This is a genomic window from Rhodococcus sp. KB6 (assembly GCF_001445685.1).
Lineage (GTDB): Bacteria > Actinomycetota > Actinomycetes > Mycobacteriales > Mycobacteriaceae > Rhodococcus_F > Rhodococcus_F qingshengii.
The window spans coordinates 1-21,353 of the sequence record NZ_LNAK01000154.1; the positions used below are offsets into that span (position 1 = coordinate 1).

Here is a 21,353-nt window from a genome sequence, read left to right on the forward strand (position 1 = left end):
GCGGTGTCATCGGCGTACCTCGCTGCCTGCAGATAACACCGTCGCCCACATATCCCGAATCCGTGGAAGGAAGCCCAGGATGATGTCAACGGCACTACCTACTAGCTACGGATTACATGTAGTCGCACTCTCGGACGCCTGGCAGAAGGGCGCACAACAGCTCGATACACAGACGCGAACCAATCTGGCCAACGACCCTCGAAACCTGCGCGCTGTCGACGGGCCCACGAACCAGAAGAAGTCGGATTCCGACGCGGCGTCGTGGCTGCCACCCAACAAGGCCTACCGCTGCCAGTACGTGACTGCTCAAGTGGAAGTCAAAGCGGCATACGGTTTGTGGGTCACCCAAGCCGAACACGACACCATCGCAGACATTCTCGCGACCTGCTGAACTCTTGCGATGATCAGCGGCCCTTGATCAGATACCGCACAATCGCCATTCCGAGCGCGAGGCCCACTACGGTGGCGAGCGCTGCAACCAGACCGTGACCGGTCAGTGCGACGAACACACCGGTGATGACTGCGACGACGGCAATGATCCCCGCGTCCACTCTGCTTTGACCACGTTCAGGCATGGCACTCTCTCGTGCCGTCTGGTCCGTCCGCTCCCCTCGTAGCGGACGGACCCAGCGGCAATCTGTCGAAATGCGCGAACTCCGGTGGCCTCACCGGGCTGACTTTGCGGGCGGTCCTGCGAGGCCGGCACGTCCCCCGGAGCCAACTCACATCGGTTCACGAAGTCCGTACATTCGCAGAATATACCGATTGGTAGGTAATTACCGAGGGCTAAAGTCCCTGGTCATGGACTCATGCGACGAGTGGTCGGAAACTCGAGACGAACGAGCACATCCGCGAGGCGAGCGTTAGCCGAGATAGCAGAGGTCCGTGGCCACGGCCAGAGGCCCATCTGGAATCAGAGCGGAGACGTCTATGACCCGAAAAGTGATCCGAGATCCAACGATCCGACTGACGACACTCGCTTCCAATCAGCGCAATATGCGGTGGTGAAGCGAGAATCCGTCAAGAGAATCGTGACTGTCGCCGGTTCGAGGGTGCTTTCGAACTCGAGGACATTCAATTCACCATCGCCGTCGACCTTCGCTCGGCCGTATATGCACGGCATGTCAGCTGATACGGGCCCAGACGTCGTGTAGGTTCCCGGCAACACCTCCCACGGCACGTCGAACAGTCCGTGACCAGGAATCGTTCCCGGCGCTGCTGAGGCCGCAGACGTCCCGATCATTGCCACACCGACAGCTACTGCTGCAGCGGACGCGAGCAAACTAACCTTGCGCATTTTCCCTACCTTGTTCATACCTGAACCGCAGCGGCGAGTTCGAAGGCTTGTTGATGTAAGAACCCGCGGTTCGCGCAGTTCTTCAACTAACGGTAGTAAAAGGGCACCAGTTTTGGTGAGCTACCTTTTGTGGTTCTGGCCCGATTTACGTGACAGAGACTCCCATTGAGAAAAACTGGGAACGCCGGCGTTGCGGCTCTCGGCATGATTCGAACCTGTCATTCCAGTATTCGATCACACACCCGTCTTCGAGCCGAAACGTCGACGCTCCCCTGCCGTTTGGGTGACTCAGCCTCCGAGTGAGCCCGTCGGCAGCTTCGAGAAGATGTCCCCGAGGCTTCCGGTTCCACCAGGAGTTTCCGGTTCCGTCGGATCCACCGGCTCGACGACGATGACACCAGGCACGGTGACGGTCACGGTCTTGTCCGCAGATTCCGAAGAACTGAACTTCTTGGTACCCAAGAACTTTGCGGTGATGCGATGCTCGCCCTGGTCGCGGAACGGCCAGACCAGTTCTGCATGGCCATTGGAATCGACTGTGGCGCTGCCGATCTTCGTATCGCCGTCGAAGAACTCGACCGTTCCCTCACCCGGGTTCGGGTCGATACTCGCCGCAATCTTGACGTCTTCGCCCGTCAGTGCCTCCAGTGCGACAGCGACCATCGTCTCGGTCTGGTTGGTCGTGAAGACCTCGGTAGTCGAGAGGGCGCTGCGTCCCTCGCCCGCAGCAACACAATACCCAGCGGCATTGACCCACCGGGACTCACCGAAACTCATGCTCGTGTCTTTGATCTTGATACTCGGGCTCGTCGCCCCGGCGCGCAGGTGCGTCGTCGCGTTTCCCTCGTCGGACCGAGCTTCGAGTTTCAATTCGACTGCCGGCAAACGAAAGTCCGTGTTGGCCTTGACTTGCAGCCCTTCCTTGGGCTTGTTGTCGTTCGCACTCGGACCGTCGTTGACTGTCTTGTTGCCGGCACCGGTAATTCGCAGGTACTCACCCGCCGGGTTTGCGTTTCCGTCTGCGCCCACCCGGAGCAGCACCGCAGTCTCGCCGGTCAAGTTGGACGACGAATCACCGACGAGGGAGTACGAAACCAGGGTTGCCCCTTGCGGTAATGCGATGTCGTACTTGATACGACCGGTATCCGAATCCGAACTACGCATGGTGCCTGGATGCAATTTCACTGTGAACTGTTCGCCGGGACGCACGGACGTGGGTGCCGTTACCTCCATGTTGTCGGAGAACGACGAATCCCAATCGGTGGCGCCGTCGACCCGGCACTTGTGTTCGAAGGAAACTGTCCGCGTCACGGTATCGGAAGCCGCTGCCACCGGCGCGGACACAGCGAGGAGTCCGGCCGCGAGTGCTGGTACGACAGCGCAAACTGCCAGAGTGCGGGGGTTCATGTGTTGCCTTTCAGAAGAACTCGGCCATTGAAAGTTCAGTGAGGTAGGACCGTGATCACTTGCCACCGAGCGAACCCGTCGGCAGCTGCGGCAGAACGGACTCGAGGCTGCCGAGACCGCCCGGAGTGCCCGGATCGGTCGGGTCGGGATCGACCGGACCTGTGGTGTCACCGGTCACCGTGAGTACGTGTGCCGCCGACATGTACTTCGCCTCGTCTCCGGTAGCGGTGAATACTGCAGTCACGGACTTGGTACCCGCCTTACCGAAGGTGAGATCCAGGCGCGCAATACCGCGAACCACCGGCCGCGGGTCACCGACGGGTTTGCCGTCGACCATGAACTGTACTGTTCCCGTTGCGTTTTCCGGATCGACGTGAGAAGCAAAAGACACCTTGGTACCGGTCGCGGCGGTAGCCGGTCCTTCGAGCTTAGTCACGATGTCCGCGCCTGGCTCAGGATCAACGGGCCCCAGGTCCCCGTCGATCTTCGTGGATGCCAGGGCGCCGGCACCGGCATTGAGGGGGCCGGTCTCAGCGTCGCGCGGCGAGCAGGATGTGGGCGCCCAGATGGTTCCCGCGAGCCAGTGACCGACCTGAGGGAGGAAGGTCAAAAATGACTCCGGCCCACCGAAAGTACCTGCAGCACCGGAAGTCCGGACATTGGTTTCGACTGCGCCGGAAGGCCCGGCTTTCACGGTGATTCTGATCTTCGGAAAGACGATGTTCGTCTCGGCACCGGACTGAGCATTGATCGCCAGCCCACCGTGCGCACCCGACGACGATGACGGGCTGTTGCCGATCGCTTCGTTTGCGCCGGACAACCGGAGTATCGGACCGTCCGCTGCGGGAGCACCGTCTTCGTTGACACGAATCACCGAAGCAGGTTTCCCGGCAATAACATTGCCCGGATCGGTGACCGTCGCCGAAACGAACTCCGCGTTGGTCGGAATCGGCAGATCGATCTTCAGACGCGAGATCTTCTTGACGCTTGCGCCGCTCACATCGTTCGGGATCTGGACGCTACCCGGATCCACGTCGATGTCGAAGACCTGACCTGGCGCGACTACCGTCGGAGCCGAAACCCGCACCGTGGCAGGCTTTCCGTCTGACGAAGGACCGGAGAACGCACTCGGAACTGCGCGGCACGTGACCTGAAACGTTGTCGACGTGGTTTCTGCAACGGGCGCCGCGGTCGCCGGAATCACGGCCACAGCGGTTCCACCGGCAAGGAGGCCGGTAAGGAGCGCAGCATTCAGTAGGCGTTTTGACATGATGTCCTCTCGGAACAACCTGATTGACGTTTGCCGCCGAACTGTAACGAAGTCAGCGCCCGAGTTGACCCTTTTTCAATAAACAAAAACCACACAGTAGGTAAATGCTTGGTAAGGGTTACTGGTCGTCACATCTGACCTCCACCGCGAGCGTTGCCCCTCTCGATCAATCTCGCGATTCGAAATTCACTGCGGGGAAACACAATTCGACAGAAATCCGCGCCATAGTGAGAACTCCGTTCATACTCTACCTTTACAGGAGGGTAGAGTATGAGAACCTCGTCAGGACGGAATCTCATGGCAGTAACCATCGCTTCATCCACCAACGACAATTCGGTTCGGGCCGCGCTCCGGTCACCTCACCGTCTCAAAACGGAGGTTTTGGCCGGACTGGTCGTGGCGTTGGCACTGATTCCCGAGGCGATCTCGTTCTCGATCATCGCCGGCGTCGATCCGCGGGTAGGACTGTTCGCGTCGTTCACGATGGCAGTGACCATCGCCGTCGTCGGCGGACGACCCGCAATGATCTCCGCAGCTACCGGCGCCGTCGCACTGGTCGTCGCTCCACTGACGCGCGAGTACGGAATCGACTACCTGATTGCGACAGTCCTTCTGGCCGGCCTTCTCCAGATCGTGTTGAGCCTCCTGGGCGTCGCAAGGTTGATGCGCTTCATTCCGCGCAGCGTCATGGTGGGATTCGTCAACGCACTCGCCATCTTGATCTTCATCGCCCAACTCCCCCACCTGATCGATGTTCCGTGGCTCGTCTACCCACTCCTTGCAGTCGCACTTCTGATACTCGTATTCCTGCCGAAACTGACGAACTCCGTCCCGGCTCCACTGGTGGCAATCGTGCTACTGACAACCGCCACAGTCGTTTTCGCGTTCAATGTCCCCAACGTCGGCGACGAGGGCGAGCTTCCGTCGAGCCTACCGACGCTACTGTTCCCCGACGTCCCCCTGGACATGCACACACTGTCGATCATTGCGCCGTACGCATTGGCCATGGCGCTCGTCGGACTCCTCGAATCGTTGATGACGGCCAAGCTCGTCGACGACGTCACGGATACTCACTCGAACAAGACCCGAGAAGGGTGGGGCCAAGGCGTCGCGAACATCGTCACCGGCTTCTTCGGGGGCATGGGAGGGTGCGCGATGATCGGCCAGACCATGATCAACGTCAAGGTCTCCGGCGCTCGCACTCGAATCTCGACTTTCCTGGCGGGCGTGTTCTTGCTGATACTCGTCGTCGGCCTCGGCGATGTGGTGGCATTGATTCCCATGGCCGCATTGGTGGCCGTCATGATCATGGTCTCGGTCGGCACTTTCGATTGGCACAGCATCAATCCGAGGACCCTGCGCCGCATGCCGATCGGCGAGACAGTGGTCATGTTGGTCACCGTGGCAGTCACCGTCGCGACCCACAATCTTGCCTACGGCGTGATCGTCGGAGTGATCACCGCGATGGTCATCTTCGCTCGCCGCGTCGCGCATCTCACCGAAGTGATCGACGTCGCGCATCCGGACGAGGACACCCGTGTCTATGCGGTTCGAGGCGAACTGTTCTTCGCATCCAGCAACGATCTGATCTACCAATTCGACTACGCCGGCGACCCGAAGAACATTGTCATCGATCTGTCCGAGTCTCATGTCTGGGACGCGTCGACCGTCGCGACACTGGACGCCATCACCACCAAGTACGCGGCCAGAGGCAAGAATGTCGAGATCGTGGGGCTCGACGACGCATCGGCCGAGCGCCACCTGCGCCTGTCCGGTCGCCTGGGTGACGGTCACTGAGAGTATGGAAGCCCAGCGCGAGGAAAGTGGGAGTGATGTCTGAGCCGGAACATGCGGGCCAAGGGCCGAACATGCAGATCGGACAGGTTGCCGAACGCACCGAACTGTCGATCAAGACGATTCGTCATTACGACGAGGTCGGTCTGGTTACTCCGTCCGAGCGGAGCGCCGGAGGATTCCGCCTCTATACCGACGCCGATGTCCAACGGCTACTGGTAATCCGACGAATGAAGCCGCTCGGATTCAGTCTCGAAGAAATGAAACAACTTCTCGATTCTCTGGCAGTGCTCGGCGACGAAGCTTCGGACGCGCCAACGCGCACCGCTGCAACCGAATTCGTCACCGACTGCCACACCCGGGCGGAAGAAAGCTGCACACACTTACGTAAGCAACTCGCCTACGCCGAAGAGCTGACGGGTTTGCTCGCCGACCACAGTCTCAACGGTGAACGGCATTCGTGATCTGCAAGCTGAACTAAGCTGAGTTGATGGCCCGATACTTCGACGTTCACCCGGAAAACCCGCAGCCGCGCGCGATCAGCCAGATCGTCGAAATGCTGCGCAACGACGCGGTCATCGCCTACCCCACCGACTCCTGCTACGCCCTGGGCGCCCGAATGGACAATCACTCGGGCACCGATCGGATCCGCGAGATCCGTCATCTGCGTTCGGACCATCACTTCACGCTGGTCTGTGCCGATTTCGCGCAGCTCGGGCACTTCGTCCACGTCACCAACTCGGCGTTCCGCGCGGTGAAAGCGGCTACGCCTGGGCAGTACACGTTCATCCTTCCCGCCACGAAGGAAGTTCCGCGTCGGCTGGCACACGCCAAGAAGAAGACCGTCGGAGTGCGTATCCCCAGCCACCCGGTAGTGCGGGCACTCTTGCAAGAGTTGGGTGAACCCATCCTCTCCAGCACCCTTCTCCTGCCCGGCGCCGAGGAACCGATGACGGACGGCTGGCAGATCAAGGAAGAACTCGACCACCAACTCGACGCCGTCATCGACTCGGGTGACTGCGGAACCGAACCCACCACAGTCGTCGACTATTCGTCCGGTGTTCCCGAAATCGTGCGCGTCGGCGCGGGAGATCCTTCTCGTTTCGAATGATCCCCCGCCCGGGCCACATCATGGAGTCGACCAGTCACGGCGTGACGATATCGAACCACAGATCGAAGTCCTCCAGCAGCGAGATGAACGTCTCCAGTTCGGACTGATCTCCCACAGCTTTTGCCGTTCCGGCCTTGATGGATTCGGTGAGCGAGGTCGTTCCCAGATACACCTCGTTGAACACGGCACGGGTCAAGGTCAGAGTCAGAGCGGCCGAAGCATCTGCCTTGTCCATGTCGTAGTTCAGCACGCCGTTGCGCACTGTGACCAGGACGTTGTCCGCGGTGTCCGACAACACGAATCGCAACGACAGGTCGACGTCGGCGGCCTTCGGGCCATCGAGGCGAACTGCCCAGAAATCCAGCATCTGTTCGAGCGGCATCACTGCGACCACGGCCGGGCCAGTGGGGTTGTTGGACGGCATCGGTGCCAGCGGATGCCGCAATTCCATCGCTCCGACCAGGTAGAAGTTGCGCCACGTACCGTTCTCGGCTTGGTAGCCGAGTTGTTCGTACGTGTCCGCCAACAACTCTCGCGCTTTCTGATTGCTCGGATCGGCGAACACCAGATGGTTCACCAGCTCGGCCGCCCAGCGGTAGTCGCCGTCGTCGAACGCCTGCTTGCCCTTGGTCAAAAGTGCGTCCGGTCCGCCGACGGCTTCGACGTAGCGCTTGCCGTTCTCCACCGGCGGATGGGGATTGAGGTGAGCGGGAACGCCGTCGAACCAACCGAGATAGAAGGTGTAAATCGCTTTGACGTTGTGACTGAGCGAACCGTAGTACCCGCGGTTGTACCACTGCTTTCCGATGGCGTCGGGTACCTCGATCTGGTCGGCAATCTCTACCGGTGTCAGTCCCTTGTTGGCAAGGCGCAACGTCTGATCGTGCAGATACTTGTACAGATCTGCCTGATCCGACATCAGCTTCAAGATCTTGTCGTTGCCCCACGTGGGCCAATGATGCTGCGCAAAGATGATTTCGACGTCGGGGAACAGTTCCAATGCCAGACGCACGTAGTGCGACCACGCTTTGGCGTCGCGAGTCTTGGCGCCGCGCAACGTGTATAGATTGTGCATCGTGTGCGTGACGTCCTCAGCTGACCCGAGCGCCTTGAAATCTGGTAAATAGAAGAGCATTTCGGATGGCGCTTCGGTTCCCGGCGCGAGCATGAACGTCACGCGCACACCGTCGATGACCTCTTCGTGCACCGGTTCGGTGATGACGTCGGTAGGCACGGCGAACGTCGAAGTGCCGTGCGAAGTGGACAGGCCGAGACCACCGGATACCTGCCCTTGTGGCCCCGGACGCAGGAACGATCCGTACATGTACATTCCGCGACGTGTCATCGCCGTGCCGGCAAGTACGTTCTCGGAAATCGCTTCCTCCGTGAAACTGTCTGGTGCGTAGACCTTTACGGCACCGGACTCGATCTCTTCGTCGGTGACAAATCCTTTGACACCGCCGAAGTGATCGCCGTGGGAGTGCGTGAAGATGATTGCCTTGACCGGAACCTTCGGGCGGTGCTGGTAGTACAACTCCAGCGCGAGAGCGGCTGTTTCCGCGGACATCAGAGTGTCACCGATGATCAACCCGGTGTCGCCCTCGATGATCGTCGTGTTCGACAAGTCCTGGCCGATCACCTGGTACAGACGATCAGCCAGCTTGAACAGTCCACCGCCCTTTCCCATCAAAGTGGCTTGGCGCCACAGACTCGGGTTGACGGTATCCGGTGCATCGCCGTCGGCGAACCCGTAGGCGTCGTACGAGAAGATGAACTGCCCTCTGTCACCTTTGACCAGTCCGCCATCGATGAGCGGTGCCACGAGACCTCGAGAAATCAGTTCGAAGTCGAAGGTGTCGCCGAAAGGAAGGTCACGGAGAACCTGGGCATTTGCCAGGCGAGTCGCTTCGGTGGCGGGCTTGGGGTCGAGTTCGGACGGTGTAGTCATCTTCTCTTACGCTCCTCGGGAACTCGCGGTGACCTGTGTCGGGATATCGGTTCATCCTCGATCCCCACGCAGCCCTCGCACATCACCCGGAAGGGATGATCAGGTGGCCCGTCCAGCAATCAACAGCGCAACGACGAACTCACGCACCAACGTCCGCTCGTCGTTCTCGTCCGCCCCCGGCACCATGAGCAGCGAGAGGATCACCCGCACGATCCAGCGTGCCCGCGACGCTGTGCCTGCTCCGAGTTCACCGAGCATCGCGACACCAAGTCCGTTGATGACGTCGGACGAATTGGCGAGTTCACCGGCAAGACTCGCATCGCCCGGGGCGAACCATGCAGCCAACGTCGGAGTGCTACGCACCGCGGACACTGCAGTGAGTATGGCCGTCTCCAGACGCTCACTCGGATCGTCGATGGTCGCTACCGATTCCGCGATCGCAGTTCCCAGCCTGCGAGCTTCGCGGTGAACGAACGCAATGTGAAGAGCCTGCCGATTCTCGAAGTACCGATACAAGGTGGCTCGGGAACATCCTGCAGCAGAGGCTATCTCCGCCATACCGACCGCGTTGACGCCTTTCTCGACGAACAATTGTGCCGCACTGTCGAGGATCTTCTCGGCTGCCGCCAAGGCGCGCCCCTCGCCGAGCCAGTCGTTGCTCATGGCCGAGTCACCGACATCGGAGCCGAGAGCGGACGGCGCACGTAGTTGCCCGGCGCGTATTGCATCGCGTCGATGTCGACATGGAAGTCGGGAATCCGGGAGAGTAACTCTTCCAACGCAACTCGAGCCTGCATCCGAGCTGCCGACGCCCCCAGACAGTGGTGGGCGCCATGGCTGAAGGTGAGGATCTTCTGCGGTCGACGCAAGACGTCCAACTCCGCCGCGTCGGGTCCGTACTTCTCGGGATCACGATTGGCCGCACCGTACATCAGCAGAACCTTACGTCCTGCCGGAATCACTTTGCCACCCAAGGCCACATCTCGCGTCGTGGTGCGTGCCAGTCCTTGGACCGGTGAGGTGAGTCGAAGCAACTCGTCGACCGCGTCGGTGATCAATGCGGGATCGTCCAGCAGGATCTGACGCTGGTCGAGGCGTTCGGTCAGCATCGCCACCGAACCACCCAGCATTCCTGTCGTGGTGTCGTTTCCACCGGCCACCATGGTGAAGGCGAAGCCCAGAATCGACAGCAAGCCGGACATGTCGCCGTCTTCACCGAGTCCAGCGGCGAGTAAGTGCGAAATCGTGTCGTCACCCGGTTCGTCCTTGCGGCGTTCGATCAGCGAAGCGAAGTACATCATCAGCTCACCGGTGGCGGCCTGCGCCGTCGTCGCTGCCGCGGCCACACCACCTGCCGAATTGGCAGCGACAATGGCTTCGGTCCAGCCGTCGAACTGGTCACGGTCCGATTCCGGCACACCCAGATAGTGTGCGACAACCATCGACGGCAACGGTTTGAAGAGCTCGACGACGATATCGCCGCTGCCACGCGCTTTCAGCGCCTCGATACGTTCGACGACAAATTCGCGAACCATCGGCTCGACCGCCGATACCTGACGCGGAGTGAAACCCTTCGACACCATGCGCCGGAACTCCGACTGCACTGGCGGATCCTGCATCACGAACGGCGGATTGTCCTGCATCCCGATCTGTTCGAGTTCACCGTAGACAGTGGTCAATCCCTTTGCCGACGAATACGTCTCGTAGTCGCGAGCGGCGTTGTAGACGTCTTCGTGACGGGTGAGCACCCAGTAGTCGTCCTGCGGCGCAGCTTCCGGCACAACGTTGTGCACCGGGTCGTTCTCGCGCAATGCGTCGTACATGGCCCAGGGCGAACGCCAGGACTCCCCGGTGGAAGGTACAAACCGTGGCGAATGTGACACAGAAGTTGTCATGACTCGACTATGAGACAAATAGCCGAATGTGTCAACGTTCTACGATCAACCGTTCCCACGAGCAGCATTGAGTAACTCGCATACACGCAGAGCACTATCGTGTGTCGGGTGATCACGGATCCGAAGAATCATCCGAACAGCGCTGACGCCGGGCGCCGCGCCGTGGTTGCGGTCCTGCTCCCCCGCGAACATCTCCCCTTCATCAGAGACTGGTGCCTGCACCACATCGAGCAAGGCTGGGAGGTTGTTCTCTACGACAACACCGGTTCCGTCGGGTCCACCCGCAAGACAAGCGCATTCAGCCTCAACCGTTGGCACGGCCGCAGCGAGGACAAGAGAGGCAACTCTTACGGCGCCTTCACCCGATCGATGTCGGACAGTGAAGTTCAGGTCGCATTCCGCAAAGAACTGCACGACCTTCCGGTGACGATCGTCGACTGGCAACCGCGCGACGCGGACGGTCGGATCGTGCACGGACAGGTAGAGGCGTACGTCGATTACGTGAGCCGGTACCGCGACACCGTCGCATGGGCAGCATTCGTCGACGCCGACGAATACCTCCAACACGCACCAGGATTGGACTGGGAGGTTCTACTTGCCGGCGTTACTCAAGCGGGTTCGCACCGCGTCGTTCTCGATGCTCTGGTCTACGAATCCAGGTGGACGCGCGACGGGCAATTGCGAGACGTCGAGGAATTGAAATGCCTTGGGCTACAGAGCCATGGTTGCAAGAACATACTGAGGCTGTCGGAGATTTTGCGAGCAGACGTCCACTGGGGATGGAAGACAAGCGAACCGGACAGCCTGGTGCGGCCCGACCGATCCCTCTTCTACTTCCGCCATTACCGCGGTTCGGAGGCGGCACTCGACTTCACTCCGCTGCCGAACTTCGGACCCCAAGCCCACGAAGAAGGTGCGGATGTTCCGGCGGCAATTGACGTATCACAGAATTGAATGTGCCTGCAAGACACAGGTATTCATCTGCAGACAAACCTCCGGCCCGCATCCACGAAGGCAATACCTTCAGAATGCGGGCCGGGGGCCGTAAATCCGGTTCAGCGAAGCAATCAAGCCTTCGGCTGCGAGCTTCCTGCGCCACCAATTGCGCCGAGAAGACCTGCAACTGCGCCGATGCCGACGAGAACGCCGCCCAGGCCTGCAATGATCTTCTGGAAGTCGCCGAGAGTTGCGAGGTCCGTCTTGCTGCTGCCAGTGGTGAATGCCATGTCTAGCTCCTCATCATGGAATGTGTACGCGGTCCGCGCGCCCGGTATGTAACGGCGCTCACAATATACGTAAGACGACCGAAATTTGAAGCGGTGCCGCTGAGTGGGACGTAACTCACATCTCATCCAGCGGGAACCCACGAGTAACAATGCGCGATTCGGACAACGCTTCGGGAACCGTTGAATGACGAGCAGGAGAACAGCAGTGGGCAAGTTGGATGGAAAAGTGGCCCTGATCACTGGCGCAGGGCAAGGCGTCGGCCAGGGAGTTGCGTTTGCGCTCGCCAAGGAGGGCGCTTCCGTCGCGGTCGCGGGCCGCACTGAGTCGAAACTCGTCGTCACATGTAACGAGATCGCCGAACGCGGAGGCCGTGCCGAACCGGTGCTCATGGATATCGCCGACGCGGATTCCATCACCGGAGCCGTGGCGCGAACGGTGGAACTGTTCGGCGGCGTCGACATTCTGATCAACAACGCCAGCCTCAACCCGCTCGGCAACGTCCTCGACCTCACTCCGGAGCGCCTTGCCGACGGATTGACGTCCGGCCCCGTCGCGACTCTGCGAACCATGCAAGCCTGTTACCCGTTCATGAAGGAGCGCGGCGGCGGGGCAATCATCAACATGGTCAGCTCCGTGGCCGTCCGCTGGGACGCTGCCGGCTACGGCGGCTACGCGGCCGTGAAGGAATCCGTCCGAGCCCTCAGTCGCGCGGCAGCATGCGAATGGGGCGTCGACGGGATCCGGGTCAACGCGGTTGCTCCCCACGCGTCGTCGCCGGGGCTGCAGCGGTGGGCAGATGCACGCCCGGAGGAGGCTGCCGCCTTTGTTGCCGGGATTCCGCTACGGAGGATCGGCGACTGCGAAACGGACATCGGAACCGCGGTGGCTTTCCTGGTCGGCCCGGATGCCGCGTATCTGACTGGAGCAACAATTCCGCTCGACGGTGGTCAGTCACGCTGGGGCTGAGAGCTGGCGTCGTCGAAGGCAAGCACCGCCGACTTGGCTTCGGCGATCGGGCGGCGGAAAACGAAACCGACCAGAACGGATGCCAAAACCAAGGCGGCCAGAACAATGAGCCCGACCATCCACCACATGGTTTTCAGTATGCCCGAACCGACCTCCGCCGGACGCGCGCCACGGCCGCCGGAAAGCGGCGACAGCCTCGAAAAGTGCTGAACACCAGTCAAATTCCGTTTTGCCCGTTTCCTGAGCTTCTTGAGAAGCCGTGATCGATGACACATATTCGGATCCCGAACCGGAACGAGTGCGTGACTACGACGACACCTCGGTGCATCCTGGCAGGTATGGAATCCGCTGTTTCGGCCCAACTCACCGACGGAAGCACCCTCACACACCCGTGGGGCGGGACAAGCAACATCACCGATCTCGGCGGTGACGTTCACTGGATCGACTTCGGCGGTCCCAGCGGAGCGCCGCCCATCGTGCTCGTTCACGGTCTGGGCGGCTCGCACCTGAACTGGGTGCGGGTCGCACCGGCGCTGGCGGCGCGCACGCGCGTGTACGCACTTGACCTCGCCGGATTCGGACTCACCTCTGCCCGTGGGCGACACACCGGCGTCGACGCCAACGCAGTACTTCTGAATCGCTTTCTCGACACAGTGGTGGGTGAGCCCGCCGTCCTGTTCGGCAATTCCATGGGCGGAATGGTCTCGGCAATGTCGACCCATGCCAGTCCCGAATCAGTCGCCGGCCTGGTGCTGGTGGATCCGGCGCTCCCCCTGCCCGTCCAACTTCCCGATCTGACCGTCGCCGCCCAATTCGCGCTCTACTCGATGCCGTACGTCGGTGAGCAGGTTCTCGGCTTCGGACGCCGAAAGATGTCAGACCGGCAGTTGGCCGCTCAGATGACCAGATTGTGTTTTGCCGATCCGACGCGAGCCGACCCCGCGGTCCTCGACGCGGGCGCTGCCTTGACGGCGATTCGCCGCAACGAACCTACCCAGGATGCCGAATTCCTTCAGGCAGCACGGTCACTGCTGATGACCCTCGCCCGTCCTGCCTCCTATCGAAAGACATTGCGAGAGATCACGACTCCGACGCTCCTGATGCACGGCGATCGCGATCGGCTTGTCCCAGTCGAGGCCGCACGGGCAGCCGCTGCTGCACATCCACACTGGACCACCATCATTCTCGGCGACACCGGCCACACCCCACAATTGGAGATTCCGGACGAGTTCACCCGTCATGCGCTCGCGTGGCTCGATCGCACGGGGCTGATCAGGAGCTGACACGTACCAACACTCCCCGGTGGAACGCCCTTGCCGATCGAGCAAGTGCCCCATCAACTTCGGAGTATCAAGAACGATTCGGCGGTCGTCTACGTTGGCAGGTCCGGCCCACCGGGGAACGCGAAACGGACACATACCCCAAAGCTCTCGAACCCTGGGAATGTGTCGGGGTACGCGCGTAGCGTGAGATTCAGGCCTTCCTCGGCCAAGCATTTCCGCGTCCCCTGCTTGTGTATCCGTTTCGGTTAAGGAGAGTTTTCAGATGCCCGCACGCACAGCGCTCGACGGAACACCCTGTTGGATCGACCTCACCAGCTCCGACACCGAGGTTGCCAAATCCTTCTACACCAACGTGTTCGGCTGGCAGGCTGACACAAACGACGACCCGCAGTACGGCGGCTACGCGATCTTCAGCAAAGACGGGCAGCCCATCGCCGGGCTCGGACCCCAGCAGGAGGGAAACCCCTACGGCAACGTGTGGACCACCTACATCTCCTCGACTGATGCGGCAGCGTCGGCGTCCAAGGCCCAAGCCGCGGGCGGAACGATCATGATGCCGTCGATGCAGGTCGGTCCTCAGGGCAGCATGGCGATCGTGGGCGATCCGGCCGGTGCCGTCGTCGGCATCTGGCAGGCAGATCAGCATCACGGCTTCGGTTTGGTCGGCGAGGCCGGAGCGCCGGTCTGGCACGAGACCTTGTCCAAGAACTACGCCGCGGTCCTGCCGTTCTACACCGACGTGTTCGGCTGGACTTACGAGTCGATCGGTGACAGCGACGAGTTCCGGTACTCACAGGCCAAGCAGGGTGACACCGTCGTCGCCGGTTTGATGGATGCCAGCTCGTTCCTCCCGGCAGAGGCGCCGTCGTTCTGGCAGGTGTACTTCGGGGCGGACGACACCGATGCGGCCGTCGCCAAGGTCGTCGAATTCGGCGGCAGCGTCTTGCGCGATCCCGAGGACACGCCCTTCGGTCGTCTCGCGTCGGTGGCCGATCCACTAGGTGCCAAGTTCCAGATCTCCACGATCATGGAATGAATCTCCGCGCGGAGGCCGCACCGGTCCGCGGTCTCTGCGCGCTGATCATCTGGAAAGTCCGGATTTGACCGCACAGATTTGAACACTCGCCCAGAAGGTATGCAGTTTTCTGCGTCCAACGCCTAATCTCATGGGATGCCCGCCCCCGCCCCTCTCCTCGATGTGTACTCGCAGCCGACTCTGTCGACGCTTGCGCCGTCGGTACTCGCTTCTCTCGGAGTGAGCGGCGAAGCGAACCGTCTCGATCTACAGCCCAGCAAGAAGACCGTAATTCTGCTGGTAGACGGGATGGGCGCGAACTTGCTCGCCCGCAACGCCGAACACGCACCATTCCTGAATTCACTGATCGGAACGCCCATCCGGGCAGGCTTCCCCACGACGACGGCCACCAGCATCGTCTCACTGGGGACCGGTCTGCCTTCGGGAGCGCACGGCATCACCGGCTACCAGTCCTACGTCGAAGAAGCCGATTCGGTGTTCAACTGGCTGGGTTGGCACAGCGCGGGCAAGAAGGAATCTCAGACCGACTCCATCGTCCCGGAAACCCTGCAGCCGCAGGCCACGACGTTCGATCGCGCCGCCGCAGCCGGCATCACCGTTACAACCGTCGTACCGTCGAAGTTCGACGGCAGCGGCCTCACCCGTGCCGGGATGCGCGGTGCCCAGTTCGCCGGAATCCAGGCATACGGAGACCTCCTCGCTCGCACCGTGGCGGCGTCGAAATCTGCCGACCGCACGTTCACGTACTGCTACATCAGCGAGATCGATGCACTCGGCCACGTCTACGGACCCGAGTCCGAGCCGTGGATTTTCCAACTGATGCTGGTCGATCGACTGGTCGAGCAACTCGCCGCGGCTCTCGGCCCGGACGTGAGATTGCTGGTGACGGCAGACCACGGAATGGTCGACGTGTCGGACGAGAACAAGATCGACTTCGACAACACTCCGATTCTGTCCAAAGATGTACTCGCTCTTGCCGGTGAACCTAGATGTCGTCACATCCACACCCGAGAAGGCGCTGCACAAGATGTTGCGGACCGCTGGCGCGCCGAACTGGGTGACCGCATGTGGATCGGGACGAGGTCCGAGGGCATAGTCGCAGGATTGTTCGGGCCTGCAGTGCATTCCGAGTATCACGGCCGGATCGGTGATGTCATCGCCATTGCGTCCGGGGACGTGGCCGTCGTACGTCGATCTGTCGAATCGGGACTGTCCGGACTCCGTGGACAGCACGGCGCCCTCACTCCGGACGAACTGCTGGTACCGCTCTTGTCCTCAGGACAGCAGTAGGGTTCGCGCCCGGCGAATCTCGGGAACACCGACGACCTTGCATGCACCCAACAGGACAACGGCACCGACGGCCGCACCCGCCGACAATGAAATAACAGCAGCAAGCCTGGGCTCGGGAACTCGGTTCTGAACCGCCACCACCAAAGCGAGCGCACAACCACCTGCCAGAATTGCCGCCGCCGAAATCCTTCCGACGGTGGCCTGCACGCGACGGAATCCCAACAGCCCGTATCGCTTTCGAAGAAGGATGTGGCCGAGCACCGCTCCACACACGTAGGAGAACGAGCCGGCGGCACAGACGGCCAGGACCAGCCTTTCGTCACTCGCCGACAGTGACGCAAGAAGGACGAGCACAGTCTTGGCGACCACCATCACCAGGGCGATCACCGCGGGAGTTCGGGTGTTGTTGTCGGCGTAGAACACTCGCAGCTGAAGCATGACCATCGCAAAGGGCACCAGCCCGAATGCACTGACCGCAACGGCCGTCCCGATCAACCGGGCACTGCTGCCGTCGACCCGGCCGAAGAAGATCAAGGTGGTCAACGAGGGGCCGAACACCATGAGCGCCACAGTGACCGGAATCAGCGCCACCACTGAATACCGGGCTCCCCGGCCGAGATCGGATACGACGCCGACGTCGTCACCCGCAGCAACCGACCTGGCGATCCGCGGCATCAGCACCGTCAACAACGACACACCGAGAATGCCGTACGCCACTTGAAACAGCAGATCCGCGTGCGTGTACATCGAGTAGACGTGACGGGAGAGAGTGACCTTCATCGTCACCCACACACCGATCTGGCCGGCAACGACGTACACAAGTACCCAGCCGAGCAACGGCGCCCCGACGCGCACCGGGCGCCAGGTGTGCGGTACGACCCGCACGCGAAGGCGCCACCGAAACCCGTTGCGGTGCAGCGCTCGAGCAACGACGGCGGTTTGCGCCACGATCCCGAGCAGAGTGCCGATACCGATCACCAGAACCTGCGCGGTGGTCATCGACTCGGGAGTCAGAGCCACCGGTCCCGGGATACACAGGAAGACCGCGACCGTCACCAGAAGGACGACGTTGTTGATCACCGGTGCCCAGGCCGGCGCGCCGAACACCGATCGAACGCTGAGCACAGCCGTCATCATCGCCGTGACGCCGTAGAAGAAGATCTCCGGAAGAAGCAAGTACGCGAAGAGCGTCGTGAGCTCTCGTTGAGCCGGATCATCGATCACGGCCGAGACCAGAGGCGGCGCGCACACCACGGCCACTACCGTCACGAGCGCAAGAGCCAGCGCTCCGACGGTGAGAACGCGCTGCGTCTGCTCTCGTTCGAGCGTCCGCCCACGGCTCCGTTGCCGCGTCAGATACGGAAGCAGGACGCTGGCGAGAATCCCGCCGAGGAGGAGCTGATAGACCATGTTCGGGAAGCTGTTGGCCGCGTTGTACGCATCACTGACCAGGGCGATGCCCAGGACCGCGGCAAGGGCAAGGGTGCGGACGAAGCCGGTGATGCGACTGACCGTGCTGGCGAGCGCCACTTGCCCGCCCATCTTTGCCAAGCTGCCGCCCGTCACACCATTACGTTCGGACTCCCCCACGTTCTCGACCATCTCGCCAGAGTGCCACATCGCAGACGTTCGACGATCCGGACGGAAACGGAAGGGCGCCCCGAACCGTGGGTTCGAGGCGCCCTTCCGTAAGGAACAATCAGGCGGATTCTGCTCCAGCCAACGGCGGCATGACGACAACCTGACCGGCGAAGGACAGACCCGCACCGAAGGCGAGAAGCAATGCCTTGTCGCCCGGCTTGCACTGGCCGTCGCGCAGCATCTGCTCCATGGCGAGCGGGATCGAGGCCGCGGACGTGTTGCCCGTCTCGGCGATGTCGTTGGAGACGGGGAAGCCCTCGGGCAGCTTCATGCTGCGAGCGATGACCTCGTTGATGCGCTGGTTTGCCTGGTGCGGCACAAAAGCGTCGATGTCCTCGATACCCAGCCCCGACTTCTCCAGGGTGCGGGTGGCGACCTTGCCCATCTCGAAGGCAGCCCAGCGGAACACCGCGGTACCGGCCATCTTGATCCACGGACGAGGTCCGGTCGGGTTCTTGGTGTAGTCGAGCCAGCTCGGCTCCTGAACGATGGCGTCGGACTGGCTGCCGTCCGAACCCCACTCGACCGGGCCGATTCCGACGGTGTCGCTCGGGCCGACGACAACTGCGCCTGCGCCGTCACCGAAGATGAAGCGCACGCTGCGATCGGTGGGCTCGGTGGCCTCGCTCATCAACTCGACGCCGACGACGAGTACGTGATCAACCGTGCCACCGCGAACGAGGTCGCTGGCCACTGCAAGAGCGGTACAGAAACCGGCGCAACCTGCCGCGACGTCGAATGCAGCCGGACCCTTGATGCCGAGTTCGTGGGCGACGATGGACGCAGCCTGGGGAGTCTGCAGGTCCCACGTCGACGTCGCGATGATCACGGCACCGATCTGCTCGGGTGCAATGCCGCTGACGTCCAGTGCTTTACGGGCCGCGCTGATCGACATCGCGAGGATGCCTTCACCTTCGCCGGAGAACCGGCGCGACTTGATACCCGATCGCGTCTGGATCCACTCGTCGGTGGAATCGATCAGCTCACAGATCTCGTCGTTGGTCACGACTCGCTCTGGGCGGTGAACGCCGAGCCCGAGAAGGACGGACTGCCGACCTCCGGCCACACTGGCAATCGGCTTACCCATTGATCGATCTCCTCGTTGGTTTCTGGTGATGACGCGCATTCGACATCACACGTTACGTACAGGACATAAGCCCCTGCCTCTCAGGTCACCGTTCGATCACGGCAACAACATGAGGCTGGCTCACATTACGCTTCGGTCAGGTATGTAGTCCAGATCCACGATCAGGCGCGCAAATGAGCTAGAACTGCCAAAACACGACGATGCCCGCTTTCGGAAGCCGACAGGCCGAGTTTTGCGAAGATATTTCCTATGTGCTTGCTCACAGCGGTGTCGCTGACGACCAGTTTCCTGGCGATTTCCTGATTTCCCAACCCCTCCGCCATCAGTCCGAGAACCTCGGACTCGCGTGGAGTCAGCGATCTGATCGGATCGTCGGCGCGTCGACGGCTCATCAGTTGGGATACGACCTCGGGATCCATCACCGTTCCACCGTCGACGACCCGGTTCAATGCGTCGACGAACTCGGCTACCTTCCCGACTCGTTCCTTGAGCAGGTACCCGACCCCGCCGGCGCCTCCTGCCAACAATTCACCGGCGTAGCGATCCTCGACGTAAGCGGAAAGGACCAGGACGGGAAAGCCCGGGCGAAGCTTGCGCACCTCGATCGCCGCTCGAAGTCCCTCGTTGGTGAAAGTAGGAGGCATCCGGACGTCGAGCACCGCGGCGTCGGGGGCAGTCTCCTCGAACACCGTGAGGAACTGTGCGGCGTCGGAGACGGCAGACACCTCGAAGCCCTCGCCGCGAAGCAGCAGGGCCAGCCCCTCTCGCAGAAGAGCGTCGTCCTCGGCAATCAGAATCCGCACGGTAGTTCCACCCTCATCGTTGTCGGTCCACCCTCCGGGCTCTCCAATACTGCGGTTCCTTCGAAAGCCTCGACCCGGCGTCGAATACCCGCCACGCCGCCGCCCGGGCGTTCGTTCGCGCCGCCGTGACCGTCGTCGATCACGTCGATGAGCATCGTCTCACCCGACGAGTCGTCCGACGTCTCCGTCCGTGCCGTGACGGTGACCCTGCGGGCTCCGCTGTGTTTTGCGACGTTGGTCAAGGCCTCGGCGACGACGAAGTACGCAGCAGCCTCGACGGCAGCCGGGGCACGGCGGAGCTCGTCGATCTCGAGTACGCAGGGCACGGCGGAGCGCCCGGCGAGCGCCGAGATCGCGCCCTCCAGACCCAACTCGTCGAGGATCGGCGGGTAGATGTCGTGCACCAACGTCCGGAGTTCGCTCAACGCCTCGGTGGCCGCATCTTGGGCCCGATGCAGTTGTGGCAGAGCCTGGTCCGGATTGTTCTGCAACGACCGCTCGGCCATCCCCAACATCATCACCACCGCGACCAGACGGTTCTGCGCTCCGTCGTGCAGATCCCGCTCGATGCGCTTGAGTTCGGCCGAATGCGCGTCGAGCGCCGCAGCGCGGCTGGCCGTCAGGGCGGTGACGCGCTTCGAGAGGTCCGAACGCGTATCCGGCGCAAGCAAAGTCGTGGTCGACCAGCGGATCCATTTCGCCATCGCGGGGATCAACCACCACGCGATCAGGAAGTACAGGATGCCGATCAACGGCATTCCGGCAGCGCCCAGCCACGACGTCACGGGGTACGGATTGTTGACGGGTTCACCGGCGGGCATCTGCTGCCAGTACAGCGGGACTGCAATCGCATTGAGCGCACCGAGTGGCAGAGCAATGGTCAGCATCGCCGCGACGAAAGCACCCAGACCATGAATCGACAACCAGGCCGCGTCGCGCCTCGTCGACTGATCGGTGAGGAACCGGCTCCAGTCCCCGAATGTCGGATTGCTGGGCATCGGTGGGTATCGCTGCAGAACAGGGCGTCCGGTGTACGCAGCGGTGCGTTTGCGAGCCAGGCCGGCCCACCACCGGAGCACTCGCACGTACGACGGCAACAGCAACCAGCCGACGATCAGAATCGAGAGCGACAACAGAATGAGACCGACCATCAGCAAGAACAGGGAAACCACAGCTGCCGCGCCCTCGACGAGCACGTACACCGCAGCCCTGGTTCTCTTCTTCACTGCCCCAGCATGCCGCACCACACCGCACGATCCACTACAGCTGGCTACACCATTGATTCGGGACTCTGCTGG

21 protein-coding genes and 1 pseudogene are annotated in these 21,353 nt (G+C 61.7%); 9 read left to right on the plus strand and 13 right to left on the minus strand.

Annotated features, from left to right (window positions below):
* Nucleotides 1-115: 115 nt before the first annotated feature.
* Nucleotides 116-379, plus strand: a pseudogene (locus ASU23_RS27500) (HNH endonuclease family protein); the annotation flags it as partial.
* A 25-nt stretch (nucleotides 380-404) separates the two neighbouring features.
* Here ASU23_RS27500 and ASU23_RS34375 read toward each other — a convergent pair.
* From ASU23_RS34375 to ASU23_RS27515, 4 genes are all read right to left on the minus strand, one after another.
* Complete coding sequence (locus ASU23_RS34375; protein WP_007734610.1) at nucleotides 405-575, minus strand: hypothetical protein; 171 nt, start codon at nucleotides 573-575, stop codon at nucleotides 405-407.
* A 353-nt stretch (nucleotides 576-928) separates the two neighbouring features.
* Nucleotides 929-1,297, minus strand: coding sequence for a hypothetical protein (locus tag ASU23_RS27505; protein ID WP_029537646.1), 369 nt, complete (start codon nucleotides 1,295-1,297; stop codon nucleotides 929-931).
* A 288-nt stretch (nucleotides 1,298-1,585) separates the two neighbouring features.
* Nucleotides 1,586-2,704: an Ig-like domain-containing protein gene (locus tag ASU23_RS27510; RefSeq protein ID WP_058039130.1), complete on the minus strand. Its 1,119-nt coding sequence runs from the start codon at nucleotides 2,702-2,704 to the stop codon at nucleotides 1,586-1,588.
* A gap of 55 nt (nucleotides 2,705-2,759) precedes the next feature.
* Nucleotides 2,760-3,974 (minus strand): Ig-like domain-containing protein, encoded by a 1,215-nt coding sequence (locus tag ASU23_RS27515; RefSeq protein WP_058039295.1) that lies wholly within the window; start codon nucleotides 3,972-3,974, stop codon nucleotides 2,760-2,762.
* A 297-nt stretch (nucleotides 3,975-4,271) separates the two neighbouring features.
* Between ASU23_RS27515 and ASU23_RS27520 the strand changes: the two genes are divergently transcribed.
* The 3 genes from ASU23_RS27520 to ASU23_RS27530 are packed head-to-tail and all read left to right on the plus strand — an operon-like array spanning nucleotide 4,272 to nucleotide 6,879.
* Nucleotides 4,272-5,771, plus strand: a complete 1,500-nt coding sequence (locus ASU23_RS27520; protein WP_172827104.1) for a SulP family inorganic anion transporter — start codon at nucleotides 4,272-4,274, stop codon at nucleotides 5,769-5,771.
* A 35-nt stretch (nucleotides 5,772-5,806) separates the two neighbouring features.
* Nucleotides 5,807-6,232: a MerR family transcriptional regulator gene (locus ASU23_RS27525; RefSeq protein WP_054781349.1), complete on the plus strand. Its 426-nt coding sequence runs from the start codon at nucleotides 5,807-5,809 to the stop codon at nucleotides 6,230-6,232.
* A 26-nt stretch (nucleotides 6,233-6,258) separates the two neighbouring features.
* Nucleotides 6,259-6,879 (plus strand): L-threonylcarbamoyladenylate synthase, encoded by a 621-nt coding sequence (locus tag ASU23_RS27530; RefSeq protein WP_003945756.1) that lies wholly within the window; start codon nucleotides 6,259-6,261, stop codon nucleotides 6,877-6,879.
* Nucleotides 6,880-6,913: 34 nt separating this feature from the next.
* Here ASU23_RS27530 and ASU23_RS27535 read toward each other — a convergent pair whose 3' ends face one another.
* From ASU23_RS27535 to ASU23_RS27545, 3 genes are all read right to left on the minus strand, one after another.
* Entirely contained in the window at nucleotides 6,914-8,827 is a 1,914-nt protein-coding gene (locus ASU23_RS27535; protein ID WP_058039132.1) for an alkyl/aryl-sulfatase, read from the minus strand.
* 99 nt (nucleotides 8,828-8,926) lie between these two features.
* Complete coding sequence (locus ASU23_RS27540; RefSeq protein ID WP_042452540.1) at nucleotides 8,927-9,490, minus strand: TetR/AcrR family transcriptional regulator; 564 nt, start codon at nucleotides 9,488-9,490, stop codon at nucleotides 8,927-8,929.
* Nucleotides 9,487-10,722 carry a cytochrome P450 gene (locus tag ASU23_RS27545; RefSeq protein ID WP_058039133.1) on the minus strand — a complete coding sequence of 412 codons (1,236 nt, stop codon included), beginning with the start codon at nucleotides 10,720-10,722 and terminating at the stop codon, nucleotides 9,487-9,489. Before ASU23_RS27545 ends, ASU23_RS27540 begins: the two co-directional genes overlap by 4 nt.
* Nucleotides 10,723-10,830: 108 nt before the next feature.
* Here ASU23_RS27545 and ASU23_RS27550 point away from each other — a divergent pair, with 108 nt between their 5' ends.
* A complete protein-coding gene (locus ASU23_RS27550) occupies nucleotides 10,831-11,676 on the plus strand; it encodes a hypothetical protein (protein WP_058039134.1) in 846 nt (281 codons plus the stop codon).
* Between the two features lie 113 nt (nucleotides 11,677-11,789).
* On the opposite strand, the gene ASU23_RS34065 is transcribed toward ASU23_RS27550, so the two are convergent.
* Nucleotides 11,790-11,948, minus strand: coding sequence for a hypothetical protein (locus ASU23_RS34065; RefSeq protein ID WP_156423205.1), 159 nt, complete (start codon nucleotides 11,946-11,948; stop codon nucleotides 11,790-11,792).
* A 205-nt stretch (nucleotides 11,949-12,153) separates the two neighbouring features.
* Between ASU23_RS34065 and ASU23_RS27555 the strand changes: the two genes are divergently transcribed.
* Nucleotides 12,154-12,915 (plus strand): SDR family NAD(P)-dependent oxidoreductase, encoded by a 762-nt coding sequence (locus tag ASU23_RS27555; RefSeq protein ID WP_042452547.1) that lies wholly within the window; start codon nucleotides 12,154-12,156, stop codon nucleotides 12,913-12,915.
* Here the strand turns inward: ASU23_RS27555 and ASU23_RS34990 are convergent.
* Nucleotides 12,897-13,034, minus strand: coding sequence for a hypothetical protein (locus ASU23_RS34990; protein ID WP_003945592.1), 138 nt, complete (start codon nucleotides 13,032-13,034; stop codon nucleotides 12,897-12,899). The two genes, ASU23_RS27555 and ASU23_RS34990, sit on opposite strands and share 19 nt — an antisense overlap.
* A gap of 219 nt (nucleotides 13,035-13,253) precedes the next feature.
* Between ASU23_RS34990 and ASU23_RS27565 the strand changes: the two genes are divergently transcribed.
* The 3 genes from ASU23_RS27565 to ASU23_RS27575 all read left to right on the plus strand — a co-directional run bounded on the left by ASU23_RS27565 (nucleotide 13,254) and on the right by ASU23_RS27575 (nucleotide 16,524).
* The gene (locus tag ASU23_RS27565; RefSeq protein WP_042452549.1) at nucleotides 13,254-14,198 is read left to right on the plus strand and encodes an alpha/beta fold hydrolase; all 945 of its coding nucleotides are present in this window, start codon (nucleotides 13,254-13,256) and stop codon (nucleotides 14,196-14,198) included.
* A gap of 262 nt (nucleotides 14,199-14,460) precedes the next feature.
* On the plus strand, nucleotides 14,461-15,234 hold the full coding sequence (locus ASU23_RS27570; RefSeq protein ID WP_042452552.1) for a VOC family protein: 774 nt from the start codon (nucleotides 14,461-14,463) through the stop codon (nucleotides 15,232-15,234).
* Nucleotides 15,235-15,369: 135 nt separating this feature from the next.
* Entirely contained in the window at nucleotides 15,370-16,524 is a 1,155-nt protein-coding gene (locus ASU23_RS27575; RefSeq protein ID WP_042452555.1) for an alkaline phosphatase family protein, read from the plus strand.
* Here ASU23_RS27575 and murJ read toward each other — a convergent pair.
* The 4 genes from murJ to ASU23_RS27595 all read right to left on the minus strand — a co-directional run bounded on the left by murJ (nucleotide 16,510) and on the right by ASU23_RS27595 (nucleotide 21,281).
* Entirely contained in the window at nucleotides 16,510-18,126 is a 1,617-nt protein-coding gene (murJ, locus tag ASU23_RS27580) for a murein biosynthesis integral membrane protein MurJ (RefSeq protein WP_253741517.1), read from the minus strand. The genes ASU23_RS27575 and murJ overlap by 15 nt on opposite strands.
* 97 nt (nucleotides 18,127-18,223) lie before the next feature.
* Nucleotides 18,224-19,252 carry a beta-ketoacyl-ACP synthase III gene (locus ASU23_RS27585; protein WP_003945837.1) on the minus strand — a complete coding sequence of 343 codons (1,029 nt, stop codon included), beginning with the start codon at nucleotides 19,250-19,252 and terminating at the stop codon, nucleotides 18,224-18,226.
* Between the two features lie 161 nt (nucleotides 19,253-19,413).
* Nucleotides 19,414-20,055, minus strand: a complete 642-nt coding sequence (locus tag ASU23_RS27590) for a response regulator transcription factor (protein ID WP_003945784.1) — start codon at nucleotides 20,053-20,055, stop codon at nucleotides 19,414-19,416.
* Complete coding sequence (locus ASU23_RS27595; RefSeq protein ID WP_253741519.1) at nucleotides 20,043-21,281, minus strand: sensor histidine kinase; 1,239 nt, start codon at nucleotides 21,279-21,281, stop codon at nucleotides 20,043-20,045. The genes ASU23_RS27590 and ASU23_RS27595 overlap by 13 nt, the downstream gene beginning before the upstream one ends.
* Nucleotides 21,282-21,353: the final 72 nt, after the last annotated feature.